Annotated in this window: 15 protein-coding genes; 11 read left to right on the top strand and 4 right to left on the bottom strand. The window is 55.8% G+C overall.

Annotated elements, in window-relative coordinates; genetic code table 11:
- Nucleotides 1-7: 7 nt before the first annotated feature.
- The 7 genes from MKY12_RS21200 to MKY12_RS21170 all read left to right on the top strand — a co-directional run bounded on the left by MKY12_RS21200 (nucleotide 8) and on the right by MKY12_RS21170 (nucleotide 13,367).
- A complete protein-coding gene (locus MKY12_RS21200; protein ID WP_036731568.1) occupies nucleotides 8-925 on the top strand; it encodes a carbohydrate ABC transporter permease in 918 nt (305 codons plus the stop codon).
- 42 nt (nucleotides 926-967) lie between these two features.
- Nucleotides 968-3,262: a glycoside hydrolase family 3 N-terminal domain-containing protein gene (locus MKY12_RS21195; RefSeq protein ID WP_339310653.1), complete on the top strand. Its 2,295-nt coding sequence runs from the start codon at nucleotides 968-970 to the stop codon at nucleotides 3,260-3,262.
- Nucleotides 3,263-3,279: 17 nt separating this feature from the next.
- Nucleotides 3,280-6,423, top strand: coding sequence for an alpha-mannosidase (locus MKY12_RS21190; RefSeq protein ID WP_036732079.1), 3,144 nt, complete (start codon nucleotides 3,280-3,282; stop codon nucleotides 6,421-6,423).
- A gap of 275 nt (nucleotides 6,424-6,698) precedes the next feature.
- Nucleotides 6,699-8,018, top strand: coding sequence for a glycoside hydrolase family 125 protein (locus MKY12_RS21185; protein ID WP_036731572.1), 1,320 nt, complete (start codon nucleotides 6,699-6,701; stop codon nucleotides 8,016-8,018).
- Between the two features lie 71 nt (nucleotides 8,019-8,089).
- Complete coding sequence (locus MKY12_RS21180; protein WP_036731574.1) at nucleotides 8,090-9,088, top strand: glycoside hydrolase family 130 protein; 999 nt, start codon at nucleotides 8,090-8,092, stop codon at nucleotides 9,086-9,088.
- A 6-nt stretch (nucleotides 9,089-9,094) separates the two neighbouring features.
- Nucleotides 9,095-11,833 carry an alpha-mannosidase gene (locus MKY12_RS21175; RefSeq protein WP_036731576.1) on the top strand — a complete coding sequence of 913 codons (2,739 nt, stop codon included), beginning with the start codon at nucleotides 9,095-9,097 and terminating at the stop codon, nucleotides 11,831-11,833.
- A 43-nt stretch (nucleotides 11,834-11,876) separates the two neighbouring features.
- Nucleotides 11,877-13,367, top strand: coding sequence for a glycoside hydrolase family 20 protein (locus MKY12_RS21170; protein WP_081751400.1), 1,491 nt, complete (start codon nucleotides 11,877-11,879; stop codon nucleotides 13,365-13,367).
- 228 nt (nucleotides 13,368-13,595) lie between these two features.
- Here the strand turns inward: MKY12_RS21170 and MKY12_RS21165 are convergent, their stop codons facing one another.
- Nucleotides 13,596-14,789 (bottom strand): IS256 family transposase, encoded by a 1,194-nt coding sequence (locus MKY12_RS21165; protein WP_339249823.1) that lies wholly within the window; start codon nucleotides 14,787-14,789, stop codon nucleotides 13,596-13,598.
- A 791-nt stretch (nucleotides 14,790-15,580) separates the two neighbouring features.
- On the opposite strand from MKY12_RS21165, the gene MKY12_RS21160 reads away from it, so the two are divergent.
- Nucleotides 15,581-16,468, top strand: coding sequence for a PhzF family phenazine biosynthesis protein (locus MKY12_RS21160; protein ID WP_339314936.1), 888 nt, complete (start codon nucleotides 15,581-15,583; stop codon nucleotides 16,466-16,468).
- 22 nt (nucleotides 16,469-16,490) lie between these two features.
- On the opposite strand, the gene MKY12_RS21155 is transcribed toward MKY12_RS21160, so the two are convergent.
- Nucleotides 16,491-17,078, bottom strand: coding sequence for an NAD(P)H oxidoreductase (locus MKY12_RS21155; RefSeq protein WP_339310650.1), 588 nt, complete (start codon nucleotides 17,076-17,078; stop codon nucleotides 16,491-16,493).
- Nucleotides 17,079-17,247: 169 nt separating this feature from the next.
- Here MKY12_RS21155 and MKY12_RS21150 point away from each other — a divergent pair, with 169 nt between their 5' ends.
- Genes MKY12_RS21150 through MKY12_RS21140 form a run of 3 tightly spaced genes read left to right on the top strand, consistent with a single transcriptional unit; the run spans nucleotide 17,248 to nucleotide 19,596 of the window.
- Nucleotides 17,248-17,619 (top strand): helix-turn-helix domain-containing protein, encoded by a 372-nt coding sequence (locus MKY12_RS21150; RefSeq protein ID WP_036731582.1) that lies wholly within the window; start codon nucleotides 17,248-17,250, stop codon nucleotides 17,617-17,619.
- A 36-nt stretch (nucleotides 17,620-17,655) separates the two neighbouring features.
- Nucleotides 17,656-19,098 carry a cardiolipin synthase gene (cls, locus tag MKY12_RS21145; protein WP_339249815.1) on the top strand — a complete coding sequence of 481 codons (1,443 nt, stop codon included), beginning with the start codon at nucleotides 17,656-17,658 and terminating at the stop codon, nucleotides 19,096-19,098.
- Nucleotides 19,099-19,146: 48 nt separating this feature from the next.
- Nucleotides 19,147-19,596, top strand: coding sequence for a DUF1877 family protein (locus MKY12_RS21140; protein ID WP_339310648.1), 450 nt, complete (start codon nucleotides 19,147-19,149; stop codon nucleotides 19,594-19,596).
- Between the two features lie 77 nt (nucleotides 19,597-19,673).
- Here MKY12_RS21140 and MKY12_RS21135 read toward each other — a convergent pair whose 3' ends face one another.
- Nucleotides 19,674-20,096 carry a GNAT family N-acetyltransferase gene (locus MKY12_RS21135; protein WP_339310646.1) on the bottom strand — a complete coding sequence of 141 codons (423 nt, stop codon included), beginning with the start codon at nucleotides 20,094-20,096 and terminating at the stop codon, nucleotides 19,674-19,676.
- A gap of 199 nt (nucleotides 20,097-20,295) precedes the next feature.
- Nucleotides 20,296-22,839, bottom strand: coding sequence for an MMPL family transporter (locus tag MKY12_RS21130; protein WP_339310644.1), 2,544 nt, complete (start codon nucleotides 22,837-22,839; stop codon nucleotides 20,296-20,298).
- Nucleotide 22,840 lies beyond the last annotated feature (1 nt).

Here is a 22,840-nt window from a genome sequence, read left to right as displayed (position 1 = left end):
CATCCAAATGTCTGCTAATGCTGCGAAATCGCGCGATTTCCATCGGCTGTCGCCGGTGCTCAATACCATCTTCAACTGTATCGCCGGAGGCTTTGCCATCCTGTGTATCTTCCCGTTCCTGTTCGTGGTCCTCATCTCGTTCACGGACGAAGGGGCGCTTGCGCGGGACGGCTACCGGTTAATTCCGGCCAAATGGAGTCTGGAAGCCTACAAATATGTATTTAGCTCAGGGGACACGCTGCTCCGTTCTTACGGAGTGACCATTGCGGTAACGGTCATTGGTACAATTGTCAGCCTGCTGATTATTTCACTTTATGCGTATGCCATTTCACGTAAAAGCTTCAAATACCGCAATTTCTTCGCGTTCTTTTCCTTCTTCACCATGCTGTTTAACGGCGGGCTGGTTCCGACCTATATTGTCGTGACACAGATGCTGGGCTTGAAGGACAGCATTTGGGCGCTGGTGCTGCCGCTGGCGGTGAATGCTTTTTACATTATGATTCTGCGTACCTTCTATATTACCAGTGTGCCGGATGCGCTGATCGAATCGGCCAAAATCGACGGCGCCGGAGAGTTCCGCACCTTCCTGAAAATCGTGCTGCCGCTGTCCTTGCCGGGCCTCGCTACGATCGGGCTGTTCAGCACGCTCGGGTACTGGAACGACTGGTTCAATGCCCTGCTCTATATTGATAATCCGAATCTGGTGCCGCTGCAGTCCATGCTGATGCGCATTGAGACCAGTATGCAGTTCATTCTTCAGAATTCGCAGAACAGTTCATTAAGCCTGGAGGCCCTCCGCAACATGCCGCAGGATACCTCGCGTATGGCGATGGTGGTGCTGGCAACCGGACCGATTATTTTCGCGTATCCGTTCTTCCAGCGTTATTTCATTCAGGGTCTTACGGTCGGGGCGGTTAAGGAGTAGGGATATATAGATTAAGATCAAAGGAGAGAGGGTGGAGCCAGGATGTTATATAGAGACCGTACACAGCCCGTCAAGGAGCGGACGAAGCATCTGCTCGGGCTGATGACGCCGGAAGAGAAGGTCGGCCAGCTGGTGCAGCTGTTCGGGTGGCAGACCTATAATCATACAGATGGAAAGATAGAATTGACAGAAGACTTCAAGCGCCAGATCCGCGAAGGCGGTGTCGGCGCATTATACGGAACCCTGCGTGCCGATCCCTGGACAGGGGTTACGCTGGAGAGCGGGCTGGATGCACGGGCCGGAGCGGAGGCTGTTAATGCGATTCAGCGTTATGCGCTGGAGCATTCCAGGCTAGGCATTCCGCTCTTGATCGGCGAGGAATGCTCGCATGGGCATATGGCCATCGGGGCCACGGTATTTCCCGTTCCGCTGCTGATCGGCAGCACCTGGAATGTGGACCTCTACCGGGAGATGTCCCGGGCGGTCGCGCGGGAGACCCGTGCTCAAGGCGGAGCCGTGACGTATTCCCCTGTGCTGGATGTGGTGCGTGATCCGCGCTGGGGCCGGACCGAGGAATGCTTCGGGGAAGATCCGTATCTCATCGGCGAATATGCCGTAGCGTCTGTGGAAGGACTACAGGGCGACCGGCTTGACAGCGCGTCCAGTGTGGGGGCAACCCTCAAGCACTTCGTAGCCTATGGCAGCTCGGAGGGCGGCCGGAATGCCGGTCCGGCACATATCGGCAAGCGGGAGCTGCTGGAAGTCGATATGTACCCGTTCCGCAAAGCGGTGGAAGCCGGTGCGGTCTCCATCATGCCGGCTTATAACGAGATTGACGGCGTGCCTTGTACCACGAACCGGGAGCTGTTGGAAGAGATTCTGCGCGGTGAATGGGGCTTCGAGGGCATGGTGATTACCGATTGCGGCGCGATCGATATGCTGGCCTCGGGTCATGATACAGCGGACAGCGGGGAGGATGCAGCCGTACAGGCACTCACCGCCGGGATTGATATGGAGATGTCCGGCGTGATGTTTGGCGGATATCTGCTTACGGCGCTACGCTCCGGGCGGCTGGATGAGAAGCTGGTGGACCAGGCGGCGGCGCGTGTGCTGGAGCTGAAGTTCCGGCTGGGCCTGTTTGAACAGCCGTATGCCGATCCCGATTTGGCAGAGCAGGTCATCGGAAGTACGGAGCATGCGGAGCTGGCGCGCAGCGTGGCGGCGGAGGGAATTGTGCTGCTGAAGAATAACGGAGTGCTTCCCTTGTCTGCGGCCCATGGAAAGGTTGCGGTAATCGGGCCGAACGCCGATATTGGCTACAATCAGCTCGGCGATTACACCTCGCCGCAGCCGCGTGATCGGGTAACTACGGTGCTGGCCGGGATACGGGCCAAGCTTGCCGCGCAGCCGGAGCGTGTAGCTTATGCGCCGGGCTGCCGGATCAAAGACAGCTCCACCGAGGGCTTCGAGCTTGCGCGTGAGGTAGCAGCCGATGCGGATATCATTGTGCTGGCCCTGGGCGGGTCGAGTGCCCGTGACTTCGGGGAAGGCAGCATCGATCTGCGGACCGGAGCCTCGAAGGTCACAGAGAATGCGCTTAGCGATATGGACTGCGGCGAAGGCATCGACCGGATGTCGCTTCATCTGTCCGGTGTTCAGCTGGAGCTGATGAAGGAGCTGAAGGCGCTTGGCAAGCCGGTAGTCGTCGTATACATCAACGGCCGTCCCATTGCCGAGCCGTGGATCGATGAGCAGGCGGATGCCATTCTGGAAGCCTGGTATCCGGGGCAGGAAGGCGGCCACGCCATTGCCGACATTCTGTTCGGCGATGTCAATCCGTCCGGCCGGCTGACCCTGTCCCTCCCTGAGGATGTAGGACAGCTGCCAGTGTATTACTTAGGCAAACGTTCCCGGGGAGTGCGCTATCTGGAAGGGAATTCGCAGCCGCGTTATCCGTTCGGCTTCGGACTCAGTTACACAGAATTCAGCTATAGCGGACTCCAGGTAGAGCCGGCAGTGATCACAGCAGACGGAACGGCTGAGGTTACAGTGGAAGTAGAGAATACAGGCTCCCGCAGTGGTGCGGAGGTCGTGCAGCTATATATTTCCGATCTGGTCAGCAAGGTGACGAGACCGGCTAAGGAGCTTAAGGGATTCCGCAAGATCGTGCTGGAGCCGGGCGAGAAGCAGAAGGTGACCTTCACGCTGAGTGCAGAGCATCTGAACTATATCGGGCCGGATTATAAGCTGGTGGTTGAGCCGGGAAGCTTCCGCATCGGGGTCGGCAGGAATGTGAACGATACGCTGAATATAGATCTTACGGTTACGGAGGACTAAAGATGGAGCAGATAAACATCGAACGGATTAACCGGTTCATTCGGGAATGCTCACAGAAGCAGTGGCTGGAATACCGGGTGCTTGATGACTGGAAGGTCTTCTCCACTATCTACCGGCAGCCGGGCCACTATGACGAAGCACAGCCTTATTCGGGCAGCGAATCGTTCGGATTGTTTCCGAGCGTGCAAGGTACCACCTATTACTTCCGCACTACTCTCGATATCCCGGCGGATTGGACCGATGCGGACACCGGGCTGATCTTCCACTCCGGCGGCGAAGGGCTGCTGCGTGTGAACGGAGCCTCGCGGCAGGGGATTGACCGCAATCATACCTATGCTTCCCTGAACCCCGAGACGGGCGGCAGACACCCGGAGATTGAGATTGAGCTCTATGATCCGATCCCTGAGCCGGATGATCCGCTCAATAAACAAGCGGTCATTCAGCCGCCGGTCCGGTCCATTACCGCAGCGCTTGTCAGAGTGAACCTGCCGGTGCAGTCGCTGATGTACACAGTAACCGTCATCCGGGATTCAATGCTGCTGCTGCCGGAGCAGGACTTCCGGCGCGTCCGCATGCAGGAGGTGCTGCATCAGGCGATGGATGCATATGTGAATTTGGGGCCTGACGTTTCGCAGTCTGGCAAGGAGATAGAGAAGATTGAGCAGGAGCTGGCCGCGAAGGTGCAGGCCATCGGCGGCAACAGCGAGGGCTTCATTCATATGATCGGGCAGTCGCATATCGACATCGCCTGGTTATGGCCTACCCGGGAGACGGTGCGCAAGACCAGCCGGACCTTCTCGACGGTACATGCCCTGATGGAGGAGTATCCGGAATACCGCTATGCCCAGAGCCAGCCGCAGCTGTTCGCTTATCTGAAGGACAATGATCCTGAGCTGTACGCGAAGGTGAAGGCGCGGATTCAGGAAGGCCGCTGGGAGCTAGTCGGCGGCATGTGGGTCGAGCCGGATCTGAATATTCCGAGCGGGGAATCGCTGATGCGGCAGATGCTGTACGGGCAGCGCTTCTACCAGGAGGAATTCGGACAGCAGTCCGAGATTGAATGGCTGCCGGACACCTTCGGCTATTGCGCCTCCCTGCCGCAGATCCTGAAGCACGGCAAGGTCCGTTACTTCATGACCACGAAGCTGGGCTGGAATGATACCAACCTGTTCCCGTATGACCTGTTCCACTGGGTCGGAATTGACGGGACAGCACTATTATCATATATGAACCATGGCGTGAATGAGAATACGCTGCCGAAGGATATCCACGAGCACTGGCAGTCCTATCGCCAAAAAGCCGTTCACAGCGAGCAAATGCTGCTCTACGGACACGGAGACGGCGGCGGCGGCGTGACGCGGGAGATGCTGGAATACCTGTCGCGCTCGGAGCTGATGGTGGGTCAGCCTGCCTCCGGCTACAGCACGGCGGCGGATTTCTTCGCAGGCATCGAGCAGGCAGCACCGGAGCTGCCGGTCTGGCAGGGTGATCTGTATCTGGAGCTGCACCGGGGAACCTATACGACCCATGCGCGGAACAAGCGCAATAACCGCAAGGCCGAGATTCTGTACCGGGAAGCGGAGCTATGGCAGACTCTGGCTGGACACCAGCTGACACCGCAGCGGCGGGAAGAGGTAGGTGAGGCTCTGCATGAAGGCTGGAAGCTGATTCTGCTGAACCAGTTCCATGATATTATTCCAGGCTCATCGATTCCCGAGGTCTATGAGACTTCGGAGAAGGAATACAAGAACATCTTTGTCCTTGGGGAGAGTACCTTGAAGTCCGTTATGGAGGCTGCCGTAGCGGATATTGATACACGTGGAGAGGGACAGCCTTATGTCATCCTGAACGGACTGGGCTGGACCCGGGATATGGTGGCCCAGCTTGAGCTTTCCTCTAAAGTGGAGCCTGCCAATGTCGCCGTCTATGACCGGAACGGAACACGGCTTCCGGCAGAGCTGACTACAGCAGGAAAGCGGGCAGTGCTGCGTGTGCGGGTGCCGGAGGTTCCGGCATTCGGGTATGCAACCGTATGGCTGCGGGAAGAGGAACAGCCGGGGGCAGATGCATCTGATGCAGGCAATAACTCAATTTCTGCCGCGAACTCCGCTACGTTCGAGGATCGCTGGGAGACCGGCTACTACCGGCTCCAGTTCAATGAGCTGGGCGAGATCATCAGCTTGTACGACAAGGAAGCCGGGCGTGAGATTGTGAAGTCCGGCGAAGCGCTGAACCGGCTGCATTTCTTCCATGACCGTCCGATTCTCTGGGATGCCTGGGATATCGACAGCCGTTATGAAGAGCAGCCCGCCGGAGCAGCGGTACTGCTGGAGAAGCGGCTGCTGTCCACAGGTCCTGTCTGCGATGTACTGTTCTTCCGCTGGAGCCTCGGCCAATCGGAAATCCAGCAGGAGCTGATTCTGTATCACGCCGATAAGCGAATCGACTTCAAGACGAAGGTCCAGTGGCACGAAGCCCACAAGCTGCTGAAGGTTGGCTTCCCGATTGATGTAGTGACCAGCAAGGCCACGTATGAGATTCCGTTCGGCGCACTGGAGCGGACCACGCACCGCAACACCAGCTGGGAGCAGGCACAGTACGAGGTCTGCGGACACCGCTATGCCGATGTGTCAGAGCATGATTACGGCGTAAGCCTGCTGAACGACTGCAAATACGGCTATGATACGCAGGGCAGCACCATCCGTCTGTCCCTGCTGCGCGCTCCGCGCTGGCCGGATCATTCGGCCGATCAGGGAGAGCATGAATTCACCTATTCGCTCTACCCGCATACCGGGGACTGGCGCGCAGCGCATACCCAGCGCAAGGCCGCTGAGCTGAACCATGCTTCGTATGCTGTGGCCTGCGAGGCAAGTGAGGGACAGCATCCGTCCACTGGCTCCTTCCTTCCCTACGAAGGGAAGCAGGTAGTGTTGGACACGGTCAAGCTGGCGGAAGACGGAAGCGGCAGCATCCTGCGGCTATATGAATCTGCCGGTGGACGCGAGACCGTGCGGATCAGCTGGCCGCTGCCGCACTCTGCTATCTATCTGTCCAATGCACTGGAGGAAGAGACCGAGCTTTTGCCGGATGAAGACGGCGTGTTGACGATAGACTTCCATCCGTTCGAGATTAAGACGATTAAGATTATTCATGCTGAATAGAGGTACACAACTATATAGATTGAACTTGAGATTTAAGTTAAGGAAAAGTGGCGTAGGGGAATTTTGGAACTGTAGGAGCGATAGCGTCCGCCTTTGTCTGCGGATTTCAACCGTTAAAAACGGAAAAAATCAAGAAATCTGCAGACAACAGCGGCCGGAAGTCCAAAACTTCTCTGGAGTCACGGCCAATTCCAAAACATATGTGATGAGAAGCTTCAAGTTAATTTCCTAAGTTCAGCTATACCAATAGATCAAGCAAGAAGGAGACTACTACCTTGGAACAATTCAGACTTCCCCGCATCGAGATGCCGGAGCTTACGCTGCCGTCATCCATTCAGGCCGTGCTGGCCGACGCCGAAGCGAAGCTGGCCCACCGGCCCAAGCTGCAACGGCTGTTCCGCAACTGCTTCCCGAATACACTGGAGACGACCACCAAGCTGCTTGATGACGGCACCACCTTTGTGATTACGGGGGACATCCCCGCCTGCTGGCTGCGCGATTCAGTGGAGCAGGTCATTCATTATGTGCCTTTTGCCGCGGAAGATGCTGATCTGCAGCGGATTATCGGCGGGCTGATCAAGCGCCATACGGAGTATGTACTGATCGATCCTTACGCCAACGCGTTCAATGAATCGGCCAATGACTGGCACTGGAATGCCGCCGATGTGACCGAGATGTCGCCGTGGGTGTGGGAGCGCAAATTCGAGATCGACTCGCTGTGCTTCGTGATCCGGCTGGCCCATGCTTACTGGGAAGAGACGAAGCAGACCGATTTCTTTACCTCTGATTTCAAAAAAATGCTCCGCGTCATCACCGACCTGTTCAAGCGCGAGCAGCATCATGCCGAGCAGTCACCGTACCGTTTCACCCGGAACAACGGGATTATGGAGGATTCCATCCGTAACGGCGGCCTGGGGATGCCTGTCAATTACACCGGCATGATCTGGTCCGGCTTCCGCTCCAGCGATGACGCCTGCGACTTCCATTACAACATTCCGGGGAATATGTTCGCTGTGGTGGCGCTGCGGCAGATGCAGGATTTCGCCGAGTGGGTCTTCCGGGACTTGGATTTCCTAGCCGAGCTGAAGGAGCTGGAGCAGGAGGTCGATCACGGCATCAAGCTGTACGGCATCTACCGCCACCCGGAATTCGGGCCAATCTACGCATACGAGACAGACGGATACGGTAACTATAGCCTGATGGATGACGCCGGAACACCGGGCCTGATGTCCATTCCGTACCTGGGCTATCTGAACAATGACGATCCGGTCTATCAGAATACGAGACGGTTCGCTCTGAGCAGCGAGAATCCGTTCTACTTCGAGGGCAAGGCCGCCAAGGGAATTGGCAGTCCGCATACCCCTCCGGGCTACATCTGGCATATGGCGCTGTCGATGCAGGGCATCACGGCAGACAGCAAGGAAGAGCGGCTGGCAGTTATCGCCATGCTGGAAGCTACTGACGCCGATACTGGCTATATGCATGAAGGCTTCCACGCCGACGATCCGGCTGTGTTCACCCGCAAGTGGTTCGCCTGGTCGAACAGCTTGTTCTCGCAGCTGATTTTGCGGGCGCTGAAGGAAGACATTCTCTAAACATACGGTCCGGCACGTAAGAGGCGGTCCTGGTAATATACTATTTTTTCACAGATAAAGGAGACCAGATCATGAGTACAATTATTGGAGAAGCACTACCTAACATCCCTTGGCAGGAGAAGCCTGAGGGCACGAATTCCCCGGTATGGAGATATTCCGCCAACCCGATCATTCCGCGCAACGCCATTCCGAACTCGAACAGTGTGTTCAACTCGGCGGTCATTCCCTTCGAGGGCGGCTTCGCTGGTGTGTTCCGCTGTGATTCGCGGTCGGTCAGCATGGATATCTTCGCGGGCTTCAGTGAAGACGGTGTGAACTGGAAGATCAACCATGAGCCGATCGTATTTGAGGGCGATGAAGAGATCACCAAGCGCGAGTACCGCTATGATCCGCGTGTCTGCAAGATTGACGACCGTTATTATGTCTCTTGGTGCAACGGCTACCATGGCCCAACGATTGGACTGGCGTACACATTCGATTTCAAAACCTTCCATCAGCTGGAGAATGCCTTCCTGCCGTATAACCGCAACGGAGTGCTGCTCCCGCGCAAAATCGGCGGCAATTATGCGATGCTCAGCCGTCCGAGCGATACCGGGCATACGCCGTTTGGCGATATTTTTTACAGTGAGAGTCCTGACCTGACCTTCTGGGGCAAGCACCGCTATGTGATGGGTACGGTTGACGGTGACGCTTCTGCTTGGCAGTCCAAAAAGATTGGTCCCGGACCGATTCCGATTGAAACCGACAAGGGCTGGCTGCTGATCTATCACGGCGTTATCAATACCTGCAACGGATTCGTCTACCGCATGGGTGTCGCGCTGCTGGATCTGGATCAGCCTTGGAAGGTAAAAGCCCGCTCGCGCAACTATATCCTCGGCCCGGAAGAGCTGTATGAATGTGTCGGCGATGTGCCGAACGTGACGTTCCCTTGCGCGGCATTGACTGATGCGGCTACCGGACGGATTGCCATCTACTACGGCTGTGCGGATACAGTGACAGGACTGGCCTTCACGACCGTGGATGAACTGATCAGCTATATGGATGAATATCCGCTGGAGATTGAGGGGTAACAGGTTATGACTACTAAACAGACGGCACATATTATCTCGCATACGCATTGGGACCGGGAATGGTATCTGCCTTATGAGCGCCATCATATCCGGCTGATTCAACTGGTGGACACATTGCTGGACACGCTGGAGCAGAACCCGGATTTCCGCAGCTTTTTCTTCGACGGCCAGACGATTATCATCGAGGATTATCTCCAGGTCCGTCCGGAGAACCGGGAGCGGCTCACGCGGCATATCCGTGAGGGACGGATATTTATCGGACCTTGGTACATTCTGCAGGATGCTTATCTCACCAGTCCGGAAGCCAATGTACGTAACTTACAGCTAGGACATCAGGATGCGGCAGTCTATGGGGAAGTGTCCAAAATCGGTTATTTCCCGGACACCTTCGGCCTGACCGGACAGATTCCGCAGCTTATGCAGCAGGCCGGCATCACTAACGCCTTTTTCGGGCGCGGAGTGAAGCCTACGGGCTTCAACAATATGGTCTCCGATGACGGCTATGAATCCTCGTTCTCGGAGCTGGTCTGGGAAGGGCCGGACGGCTCGCAGGTGCTGGGCATCCTGTTCGCCAACTGGTATTCTAACGGGAATGAGGTTCCCGTCGAGCTTGATGAGGCACGCCGCTACTGGGAGCGCAAGCTGGGCGATGCCCGGCAGTATGCGGCGACCGATCAGCTGCTGTTCATGAACGGCTGCGATCACCAGCCGCTGCAGACCGACCTTCCGGAGGCGATCCGCACGGCGGAGAAGCTGCACCCGGAGGTCAACTTCGTTCACTCGAACTTCCCGGACTATATCAAGGCAGTGGAAGCTTCACTGGCTGGCCGCAGTCTGTCCACGGTGAAGGGCGAGCTGCGCAGCCAGCGCACGGACGGCTGGGGCACGCTGGTCAATACCGCTTCCGCCCGGGTATATCTGAAGCAACTGAACCAACGGGGGCAGGCCATGCTGGAAAAGGTGGCCGAGCCGCTGGCCGTTATCGCTAAGCTGCACGGCGGGGAGTATCCGCATCATCTGCTGGATTATGCGTGGAAGACGCTGCTGCAGAACCATCCGCATGATTCCATCTGCGGCTGCAGCGTGGATGAGGTACACCGCGAGATGGTCACCCGCTTCGACAAAAGCTATCACACGGCTGAGGGCATCGTGGCGGATAGTATGCAGGCGATCACCGCAGCGGTGGACACCTCCGGCTTCGCCGCTTACGGCGAAGAGGCACTTCCGCTCATTGTAACCAATACCAGCGGCTGGAGCCGCACCGGTACGGTGACCATAGAGCTGGATGCGGCCCGCCAGTATCTGCGCGAAGGACTGCCGCTGGAAGAGAATGCCCGGCTTATGAAGGCTGTGGACCTGGCCGGACGGGTCCTGGTCGATGCACAAGGCCAGCCGGTTCCTTGTACGGTGGAGGATCTTGGCCTGTCCTTTGGCTATGATCTGCCGGATGACCGGTTCCGCCAGCCTTATAGCTGCCGCAAGGTGCGTCTGACCTTCGAGGCGGCGGATGTGCCTGCCCTGGGACTGCGCACCTATGCCTGGGTCCGCCCTGTTGGGGCGGCTTCCGCTCAAGAAGCCTCATCGCTGGTTCGCGGCGGACGTGTGCTGGAGAACGACACGCTGCGCGTCGAGGTTATGGCCGATGGCTCCTTCACACTGGAGCATAAGCCTAGCGGCAAGATCTATCGTGACCTTGGTGTCTACGAGAATACCGGTGACATCGGGAATGAATATATGTACAGAGCGCCTGCGGGCGAAGTGCCGCTGACGACTCTGGGCCTTAACGCGGATATCGCTGTTATTGAAGATACGCCATACCGGGCTTCCATCGAAATCACCCATGAATGGGAGATTCCGGCTTCGGCCGATGCCCTGCTGGAAGAAGAACAGCGGGCGCTGGTCTATTACCCGGAGCGGCAGGCTCAGCGCAGTGCCGCTACAGTAACCCTTAAGCTGCGGACGGTCTTGAGACTGGAGCGCAGCGGCAAAGGGCTGGAAGTGAAGAGTTTCATTAGTAATACCGCTAAGGATCACCGCCTGCGGATGCTGTTCCCGGCGGATCTGTCCGCAGCCTCGCACCGCGTAGATTCGATGTTCGAGCTGGCGGAACGTCCGAACGAGCCGGCGCCGGAATGGCAGAATCCCAGCAATGCGCAGCATCAGCAGTGCTTCGTGGATGTTGCTGGAGAGAATGCAGGCCTCACGGTTGCGAACCTCGGATTACACGAATACGAGATTCTGCGGGATGGCCGCAATACCATTGCCGTTACGCTGCTCCGCAGTGTAGGCGAGATGGGCGACTGGGGCTGGTTCCCTACGCCGGAAGCCCAGTGCCTGGGTGAACAGACCGCAGACATGCTGCTCCTGCCGCATAGCGGGGATGCGGTAACCTCCGGTGCCGCTGCGGCTGCTTACCAGTTCCAGATTCCTTGGACCTGCGCGCAGGCAGAGGTTCACGCGGGAACGATTCCTTCCGTGTATTCGGCCGTCCGCTGGAACGGCGGAACCGCTGCTTTCTCTTCCATGAAGCTGAACAAAGAGCGCGGCGATGTGCTGCTCCGCTGGTTCAACCTTACGGAACAGCCTTGCGAGCTGGAACTGGAATCTGTGCTGTCGGTTACCGCCTTCTATACTTCGAATGTACTGGAAGCAGAAGGTGAAGAGCTTCAGCCAGAAGAAGCCGCTTCGCTCAAGCTTCCGCTTGGCGGACATGAGATTACCACGGTCGGCCTCCGGCTGCGCTGATCCACGCGAAGAAGGAAGAGGTGAGAAGAGTATGGATATGAATATGGATGAACCATTAGATCAGAACGTCTCCGATACCTGCCCGCTCACCAGTGTACAGCAGCAGATTGCAGCGGCATCCGGGGAGCCATGGCGGCTGTCTGCCGGGTCCAAAACCCGGATTGTAGACAATGCCAGATCGGATAATAACCGTGTTCTGAACGAAACAGCCTTTATTGTGCTGGGTGAATACTCGGGCATTCTGACACCCGCTGACCAGATCATGACTATTGTTCATGGGGAAACGGAGACACCCGCTTCGGGTGATATCGTCATTGAACTGACGGATCATGAAGCTGCGGGAGACCTGGACAGCAAGGAAGCTTACGTCATTGACATCGGGACTTATGCGAAGATCACCGCATCAAGTGAACGGGCAGTGATGTATGGTCTGCGGACGCTGTTGCAGAAGCTGGCGGATGACGGCTCCGTACCTTACGGAACCATTGCCGATGAGCCTGTCATTCGAGAGCGTGCGCTGCATATCGATATCGGCCGCAAATTCTACAGCGAAGATTGGCTTCTGGAGCGGATCAGAGAGATGTCCCGGCTGCGGCTGAATACGCTGCAGCTGCATTTCTCCGAGAACGAAGGCTTCCGGCTGATGAGTGAGAGCCATCCTGAGGTGGTGTCGGAGCAAGCTTTAACCAAGCAGGAGATGAAGGCGATTATCCTTGAGGCACAGCGTTATCATGTGGATATCATTCCTTCACTGGATTCGCCGGGACATCTGGGGCAGGCTCTCCGCACGCATCCCGAGTGGCTGCTCAAGGATTCAGCGGGAACTCCGGCTCCTGGGGCCCTGGATATTACGAATCCGGCCGCCCGCCGGTTCGTGCTGGATTTGATTGACGAATATGCGGAGTTATTTGCGGGCAGCCGCTATTTTCATATCGGCGGGGATGAATTCATTAACTTCGCGGAGTTCGATAAGTATCCGCAGCTCGCGGAGTATGCCCGGAATGTGCTGAACATCAGCGGCGGCACGGGCGTGGACACTTATATTGATTACCTTAACGAGGTTGCTGAGCATCTGGAATCGAGAGGCTGGACGGTCCGTGCCTGGAATGATGGCCTCTATCGTGCGGATCAGACCCAGCGGGTCGCGCCCAAGCCGTCCATTCAAATCACGTATTGGACGAAGTGGCATCCGATGATGGCCCCGGTGGAAGACATTCTCGCCAAGGGACATCAGGTGATTAACTACAACGATGGCTACTTGTACTACGTGCTGGGCGAAAATGCGGGCTATAAGTATCCGACAGGCGAGAAAATCCGCGCCTCCTGGCATCCCGGCCTGTTCCCGGCCCGTACCGGAGAAGCCAAGCAGGAGTATACCGGAGCTTATCCGCGCGAACTCATCGGCACTACCTTCTCCATCTGGAGTGACAAGCCGGAGGCGCAGACCGAAGCGGAAGTGGCCGCAGGCCTCCGCGGCCCGCTGCGGGCGATGGCGGAGTTAGCCTGGTTGGGGAAGCAAGATGCGGGTGAATAGACAAATCGAATAGCTTTCTATAATTGCAGCAACGGATATCGTCCTCTTTAGGGGGAGATCTGTTGCTGTTTTTGTGTGTGAATGCGAAAAACCGAACACAATGAGCTAGCGCGGGTAGCGTCAAGAAGTTTGTGTAAAAGAGTAGAAGTGCCTCCCCCGGGTTACGGGTTGGGATGTAGTGTTTCTGGGGGAGGGGGAACCCCGACTCCCAGAAACTGGATTTCTCTGTTACGCCTCTTCCGGTGTGGGCAAAGAGGGGTAGCGTGTTTCGAATAGCTCTTTTAGCTTCTTTTTAACGGCATCCACTCCAAAGCCTTGGGCGACCCGCCCTGCATGACGTTCATTGTATTCCAGCATCTCCAGGTACACGATTTTCTCTGCGGCATCCATGTTTGTCAGACTGTTCATCGGTTTCAGACGCTTGCGGATTTCCTTGTTCATCCGCTCGATGGGGTTCGACGTGTAGATCGCTTTACGGATCGACAGCGGATAGTTGTAGAACGTCAGGAGTGTGGATAACTGTTCCTCCCAGGACCTCATTTCCTTCGGATACAGCTTGTTCCACTTCGCTTTGACCGTATCAAAGTTAGCCCGGGCGACCACTTCATCCGGTGCCGTATATACGGTTTTCAACGCCTCCATGACATCGGTTTTGTGCTCCACCCGAATTTTATGAAACGTGGCCCGCACTTTGTGCACTACGCAATGCTGTACATCCGCCTGAGGATAGGTCTCTTTAAACGCCGCATCCAGTCCCGGTAGCCCGTCAAACACACCCAGCAGGACTTCCTGCGCTCCGCGGTCGTACAGGTCTTTGAGTACCTCCCGCCAGCCATTCGAACTCTCTTGGCCACCCACGTAGAACCCGAGAATTTGACGCTGGCCCTCCTCGTCAATTCCCATCGCAAAGTAGACCACTTCACCACGAACCGTGCCCCGTTTCAGCTTCACGTACAGCCCATCTAAATAGATGACGGAGTACCGTTTGCTCAGTGGCCGTTTCTGCCACTGGTGGATATCGTCTAGCACCGTAGCCGTAATATTGCTGACCGTGGTGGGGGAGTAGTGGCTGCCAAACATACTTTCAATGAACCGGGCCACATCCCGCGTACCCATGCCCGATTTATACATTTGGATGACGGCCTCTTCTAACCATCCGTCCCGCCGCTGGTACGGCTCAAACAACTGCGTCTGGAAAAGGCTTTGGCGGTCCCGGGGCACCTGAAGATCCTCGATATGGCCGTATTTCGTGTGTAAGTCTCGCGTATAGTAGCCATTGCGACTATTGCTGGCGCCGGCTTCTTCACTCTCCATAAACCCCTGGATTTCGGCGCGCAACAGGCGTTCCATGTTGTCTTTCACAAAATCTTTAACAAGTTTTTCAAATAGATTATTCAGCGAACTTTCGGGTAAAATATTCATTGGTAGGGTTCCTCCTTGGTGGTTTCGCAATCCCGAGGATACCCTACTTTTTTGGTGCCTGACTAGGCTCCAAATCTTGGTACACAACTTACTTTACGCCATCCTAGCGCGGGGTTCATGGGAAAAATGTAATCGAAAAACCGACCACATTGGGCATGGTGGAGGCGTGTGGTCCAAATGTAATCGAAAAACCGACCACATTGGGCGTGGTGGAGACGTGTGGTCCAAATGTAATCGAAAAACCGACCACATTGGGCGTGGTGGAGACGTGTGGTCCAAATGTAATCGAAAAACCGACCACATTGGGCGTGACGGAGGCGTGTGGTCCCAATGTAGTCGAAAAACCGACCACATTGGGCGTGACGGAGGCGTGTGGTCCAAATGTAGTCGAAAAACCGACCACATTGGGCGTGACGGAGACGTGTGGTCCAAATGTAGTCGAAAAACCGACCATATTGGGCGTGACGGAGACGTGTGGTCCCAATATAGTCGAAAAACCGAACACAATGGGCCAGTGCGAGGGGCGCGGGCTAAATGTAATCGAAAAACCGACCACATTGGGCGTGACGGGAGGCGTGTGGTCCAAATGTAGTCGCAAAACCGACCATATTGGGCGTGACGGAGGCGTGTGGTCCAAATGTGATCGAAAAACCGACCACATTGGGCGTGGTGGAGACGTGTGGTCCAAATGTAGTCGAAAAACCGAACATATCATGATGCCTAAATATCTTAAATTCACATTATATACATTTATGCTATCATATTACTCAAAAAAGACAGGCGGTGCAGGTGTGCAGAACATCAAAGTCTATCATTACGATGCGTTCAGCAGCATTCCGAACAAGGGGAACCCGGCAGGGGTTGTCCTGGACGGCGAGGGTCTCACTGAGCAGCAAATGCAGGAGGTCACAGCGAAGGTGGGTTTCAATGAGACGGCGTTTCCGTTAAAATCCAACCTGGCGGATCTCAGAATCCGCTATTTTACCCCGGGACATGAGATTAATCTCTGCGGCCACGGGACCATGGCGTTGTTATATGCCATGAAGACCACGGGTCTGCTTGGAGACGCCAGCGAGCTGACCATCGAGACCAAAGCAGGAGTCTTGCCCGTCCGTTTCACTGAAGAGAGCGGCGGACTCTATATGACGATGAGACAGGCCAGTCCGCAGTTTCAACCCTTCAACGGAGCACTTGAAGACCTGGCCCGCTCGATCGGCCTCGAACCCGGTGATATTGATCAGACCCTGCCTACCATGTACGGCAGCACCGGAACGTGGACCTTACTGGTCCCGGTCACAAGCCTGGACGCCTTCACCCGGATGCAGCCGGACAACAAGTGGTTTCCCGAGGTGCTGAAGGAGATGCCCCGCTCGTCCATTCACCCGTTCTGTCTGGAGACGTATGATCCTGAGGCGCATATGCACGCCCGCCATTTCTCCTCCCCGTTCTCTGGGACCACCGAGGACCCGGTGACTGGCACCGCCTCCGGGGTGATGGGTGCTTATTATTCCAGGTACATCGGCGGACAAGGACAAGCCTCCTCCTTCGAGCTGCTGATTGAGCAGGGCCTTGAGATCGGCAGGGACGGTAGAGTGCAGGTGTCCGTGTCGGACAACGGCAACACTATAGAAGTGACTGGCAATGCAGTTTATGTGAATGAATTTGATGTGATGCTGTGATTTCCCTCATTCCTGTGATGTGTCAGTTCTCCTCCTTGCCATAATGTAATCCCGCCTGATAGGCCTGTTCCAGCAGCGCTTCATAATGCGCGGGCGGCGAATCCAGGGTCTCGTAAAAGAATTCAACCTTGGAGTCTGTGATTCCGCAGTAATCGGCAATTCCTACGTTCAGCAGACGCGTAGTGGCCTCATCATAATTACGTTTCTTCACCTGCTCCTCCGATACGCCTGCCAGAGCCAGCCATAGCGCACGATAATCATGCAGATTACTTGTGCCGTAGGCAACCCTGTTGTTCAGCACCCGGTCGATATACCCCTTCAGCATGGCCGGCAGATGCCACCACCACAGCGGAAAAACAAATGCCAGGCCGTCATGCTGCCGCAACCGCTCCATTTCCCGCTCTAATTCAGGAGAATAGGGCTGTTCCTGTTCACCTGCGGTCATATTGAGTTCCTCTCTCCCCTGTAGAACAGGGTCAAATCCTATCCCATGCAAATCCAATATCTCATAATCATGGCCGGCCTGGCTCAATCCCTCTGCGAAACGGCGGGCGACCTGGAAGGTCAGGGAATCTTGTCTTGGGTGTGATACGACGATTAATACGCTCATGCTTGTATCTTCACTACCTTTCTTAATAGCAGGTTTGTAGCCATGTTCCTTGGCTGATGCTATTATAAACAGGAATAAAATAATCCGGAAGTACGCACTTTGCTGTTCTATAGGAAGGTGTATGTTCCATAGGAACATTGAGGTACCCTACATAATGGAGGCAGAAGCAATGACTGAACAGAATGGCGATAGCGTTCCCAAAAAGTACAAAGTAGGCGTAGAGGCGGCGCTGGAAGTGATGGGCGGCAAGTGGAAGCCGTTAATTATCTACCATCTTATGACCGGACAGAAGCGAACCTCCGAGCTGCTGCGGCTCATTCCGGGCTTAACCCAGAAAGTGCTGACTGCCCAGCTAAGAGGGCTGGAGAACGATGAGATTATCTCGCGGACCATCTACCAGGAGATTCCACCCAGAGTGGAGTATGAGCTGACGGCCTACGGCTGGGGGCTGAAGCCCGCGCTGGACCTGTTATGCTACTGGGGAGAGGAGCATCTGGACAGGATCCATGGCGACAGGTCCAAGGTGCTGGAGGACTTTTAGGCAGCAGAGAGAGACAGAGAGAAAAGGGGAAAGAGCATGGAATTTGCAAGTCTAACCACAGTCGTCACCCTCATTAACATCATTCTGGCCCTGGGCTTTCTGTTCATTGAGCGCAGGGAGGCGGGGTACACTTGGGCCTGGCTGATGGTATTGTTTTTCATCCCGATTCTGGGATTTGTCTTGTATATCTTCTTCGGACGCAATCTCAAAAAAAAGAATTTCTACAAGCTCTTCATCGAGGAGCAGGAATATGTCCAGGCCGAAGCCGACAAGCAGCTGGCAGCCTTCGCGGAAGGGGCGGATGACAGGTCGCAGCTGCTGACGAACTATGCCCAGCTCATCAACATGAATATCCGTTCGTCGCATGGCCTGTTGTCCAGCGATAATGAGATTGTTATTTACAGTGACGGCCATCAGAAGTTCGCCGCGTTATTTGAGGATATCCGCACTGCCCGCGCAGAGATCAACATTCAGTATTATATCATTCAGCCGGACCGTCTGGGCCGGGAGCTGAGGGATATGCTGATCGTGAAGGCCATGGAAGGCGTGAAGGTGCGGCTGTTATATGATGAAGTCGGCTCGAAGCGGATTTCACGGCATTTTTTCAGAGAATTACGTGCAGCAGGGGGCGAGGTTGAAGTGTTCTTCCCGTCCTTGATCAAGCCGCTGAACTTCCGGATCAACAACAGGAATCACCGCAAGCTGTGTATTATTGACGGAAGCATCGCCTATATCGGCGGCTTCAATGTGGGGGATGAGTACCTGGGGCTGGACAAGAAATTCGGCTATTGGCGGGACACCCATCTCCGGATCACCGGTAACGCTGTCAGCCATATTCAGGGCAGATTCATCCTGGACTGGCATCAGGCGGGGATGCATGAGCGCGGGGATTACGGGGAATTTGTCTTCAACATGGAGCTCCATACAGGGACAAGCCCGGTGCAGATTATTACAAGCGGCCCCAATTCGTCCACTGAGCATCTGAAGAATATGTACATCAAGCTTATTTTATCGGCTAAAAAAAGTGTGTACATCCAGACCCCGTACTTCATACCGGACACCAGCTTCATGGACGCCTGCAAAATCGCCCTGCTCTCCGGAGTCGATCTGCAGATCATGATCCCTAACAAGCCTGACCACCCGTTCGTGTATTGGGCCACCTGGGCGTATGCCGGAGATCTGCTGAATTACGGGGCCAAAATCCTGCTCTACGAGAATGGCTTCCTGCACGCCAAAACGATTGTCGCTGACGGAGAGGTTGCTTCTGTCGGAACGATGAATATCGATTCGCGCAGCTTCCGGCTGAACTTCGAAGTGAATGCCATTGTGTATGACCGGGCGATTGCCGAACAGCTCCAGGACATTTTCCTGAACGATGTCAGACTGTGCTCTGAGCTGACCGTTGAACGTTATGCGCAGCGCTCGCTGGTGATCAAGCTGAAAGAGGGGATTTCCCGGCTGTTGTCGCCTATTCTGTAAGGAGAGTGGAGCGCGGGCAGCTGTATTTTATTGAGGGAGGAATGACAGATGGGGATGCTGGGTCAATATGTCATGGTGGATGAGGATACACTGGAGCGCATGATGGAGATGGACGGTTCAGAGCTGATGAATACGCTGGAGAAGCTGATTGAAGGCGGAAGTGAATATTACGATATCGACAAGCTGTGGGAGGAGCTGCATCTCGCGCTAACCGGAGTCTCGGCCAGTGAACCTATCGAAGGCGATCCGTTAAGTGAAGCTGTTGTCGGGGTCCATGTGTTTGAGGTGGAAGAGGAGGACGGGTTCTTCGCGTGCACCGAGCAGGATGAATTGGAGGACATTATTGCGGCGATGCAGCAGGTGGACTTCGATCAATTGAAGACGGGTGGTGTAGCGGAGGAGCTGAGGGCAGCTTTGAAGGGTGAATTTGCAGGCCTGCTGGACTTCTACGGGAAGGCGCTGGCGGGCGGGAAGCACGTGATTTTCAGTGTGGCTTGAACAATCCTCCTTGCTTTGCTTACAGAAACGGTACTGTCCTTGTCAAAAGGAGGTACCGTTTTTGCTTAGAGTGAGAATTACGGCTGCAATTTTTTTTGAAGATAATATTTCGTCTGGCCTTCGCGGGGACAATCTTTGATCTCGCCGAAGATCTCATACCCCTGCTTCTGATAAAAAAACGGCGCCTGCCAGCTCATCGTGGTCAACTCGCTTACCTTACAGCCGCGTTGCCTGGCTCTATGCTCCAGCTCTTCCAGCAGGGCCTTGCCGAGTCCATGGCCCCTGTACCCGGGATCCACAGCCAGCAAGTGCACATTCAGAATATTCCAGACCATATCCCCGGTAACGCCGCCGAGGAAGACGCCGTTCTCATAGGCCGCCAGGGAGATCACCTCGCGCTGATAGGGCGGAATGCTGCTGTCCATGCGGCGGCTGTGTTCCTCCAGCAGCCTGGAGATTTCCTGCTGGTTCTGAGCAAGGTCCAGTTCTATGATGTTCATGGGTACTCCTCCTTAGTATTTGAATTCAATTATAGCCATTATATCAAAATAGAGCCTGCGGACGATGCCGCAGGCTCTATTTGTACATGGAGAACGGCGGGAGTGCCGTACGTTATTCCTGGGAGATGTACATGTATTGGGATCCCGCAAAGTACCTGACTATTCATCGAAGCCAGGTCTCCGCTTTGTGTGTGGCGAATTAGTGCTTGTGTCCGCTCTCGGCATTCAGCTTGGCGATCAGCTTATCGCCTTCGACATCGAGATTCGGCAGCAGGCGGTCCAGCCATTTCGGCAGCCACCAGGCTTTGTCGCCGAAGACGGCCATGACGGCCGGAACAAGCGTCATCCGGATGATGAAGGCATCGATCAGAATGCCGAAGGCCAGCGCGAAGCCGATCTGCTTAATCATCGCATCAGGGGCGAAGATGAAGCCGGCGAAGACGGACACCATGATCACACCTGCGGCCAGTACGACCCGGCTGGCCAGATCATAGCCGTGAATAACACTGTCCTTGCCATGGCGGCCGTGGACATAAGCTTCACGCATGGAGCTGACCAGGAAGACCTGATAATCCATGGCGAGTCCGTACAGAATACCGGTGACCAGGATCGGCATGAAGCTGAGCAGCGGCCCGCCGGTATCGAAGCCGAACAGCGAATGCAGCCAGCCCCATTGATAGACGGCGGTGGTTACGCCGAAGGTGGCAATAATACTTAACACGAAGCCGACGGTTGCTTTGATAGGTACGATAATGGACCGGAATACCAGGAGCAGAATGATCAGCGACAGGATAACGATGATCCCGATGTATACAGGGAAGGCATCGGACAGCTTAGAGGACATATCAATATTGATGGCGGTGAAGCCGGTCACGCCAAGATTAATATTGTTGCCGGTGCTCAGGCTGGACGCTGGATCACGCAGCTCCTGTACCAGGTCTCTGGTTGCGGTATCTGTGGGCCCTGTCTTCGGAATTAGGCTGATAATGGCGATATCGCCGGTGGGACTGACACCGAGCGGAGAGACCAGGGTCACATTATCGTGCATTTGCAGCTCCTGAACCAGCTTGCCCAGGATCGGCATGGAGATTTTCTCAGACGGATTCTTTGTCTCAGCAACCAGCAGCAGCGGGCCGTTGAAGCCTTCGCCGAACCCTTTGGAGATGACATCATAGCTCTGGCGGGCCGGAGTATCCAGGTTCGCCGAGGCGCCGGATGGAATACCCAGCTCCATCTTGGTCACTGGAATGGCGGCTGTGCCCAGCACCAGCACCACCAGCACAATGATGGCCCAGCGGTATTTCACTGTGGCATTCGCCCAACGGTGCGAGAAGCTGTGCTGCGATTTTTTGGCAGCGGTGCTGTGCTTGGTCCGGGCTTTGGCGGTTACAATCCGTTCACCGACCAGGCCGAGCAGCGCAGGCAGCAGGGACAAGGCCAGCAGGACATTGATCAGCACGCTGGCCGCAGCAACTAGGGCCATAGTAGACAAGAAGCCGATGCCGATAACGAGCATACCGCATAAGGCGATAATAACGGTCAGACCGGCGAAGAATACCGCGCTGCCTGCGGTGCCCAGTGCCCGGCTGGCTGCTTCGGCTGCGCTTAATTTCTCATCCAGGATCAGACGGCGCTGGCGGTTCACAATGAACAGCGAGTAGTCGATCCCCACGGCGAGACCAATCATCACGGCAAGAACCGGTGTAATATCGTTCATCTGGATCAGGCTGCCGAGGGCAAACGCACCTCCGACGCTAATGCCTACTCCGAGAAGTGCGGTCAGCAGCGGCAGCCCGGCGGCAACGACTGAGCCCAGCGTCATGAACAATACGATGGCAGCAACGGCTACGCCGATCGCTTCCGTGGAGCCGATGGCCGGCATGCTTTTGAGCGAGTCGCTTGGAATCGCGGTAATGCCTGAACCGGACTGTTCAACTTTGGTCACGGCATCGATGATGTTGTCCGGCACCTCCGATGGCAGAGATGTCTGCTGAACCGTGAACTGGAACTGGAACAGGGCAATGCTGCCGTTAGCCGACAGCATCACGCCGGGAACCGGAGCGCCTTGGGCAATCAGCGGACCGAACGGTGCTGCCTGAGCAGCAGCGGCTTGACCCGCGGCGGCGGAAGGATCGGCAGCGGCTTGGCCAGCAGCGGCGGAAGGATCGGCAGCGGCTTGGCCAGCGGCAGCGGAAGGATCAGCAGCGGCTTGACCGGCAGCGGCGGAAGGATCGGCAGCGGCTTGACCAGTGGCAGCGGAAGGATCAGTAGCGGCTTGACCGGCCGCAGCGGAAGGATCAGCAGCGGCTTGACCCGCGGCGGCGGAAGGATCGGCAGCGGCTTGACCAGTGGCAGCGGAAGGATCAGTAGCGGCTTGACCGGCGGCAGCGGCTGCCGCTGCTTGTGCTGCCAGTTCGGCAGGGTTGATGACATATTCCATGTTGTACACATCATTAATAGCTTTTAGAAGCAGTGCTGTACGCTCAGGCGTATCAAGACGCTCCCCGTCCGGTACTGTGAAGGCGATACTAGCCTGGCCTCCGGCCGCAGCGGGCAGCTCTTTGGTCAGCTTATCCAGCACCTTTTGCGACTCTGTGCCTTCAATTTTCATCTCGGAGCTGGATTGAATGCCATTGACTCCAATCAGGGTGCCTACAACTCCAAGTACAATGATCCAGACGGCAATGAAGGCCCAGGGCTTGGCATAAGCCGATTTACCTAAGCGGTATAGAAAGGTAGACATG

It is taken from the genome of Paenibacillus sp. FSL M7-0896 (assembly GCF_037975415.1).
GTDB lineage: Bacteria > Bacillota > Bacilli > Paenibacillales > Paenibacillaceae > Paenibacillus_AQ > Paenibacillus_AQ silagei.
Note: the sequence above shows the minus strand (reverse complement) of the source record. Positions and strands in the feature narration are given on the sequence as shown.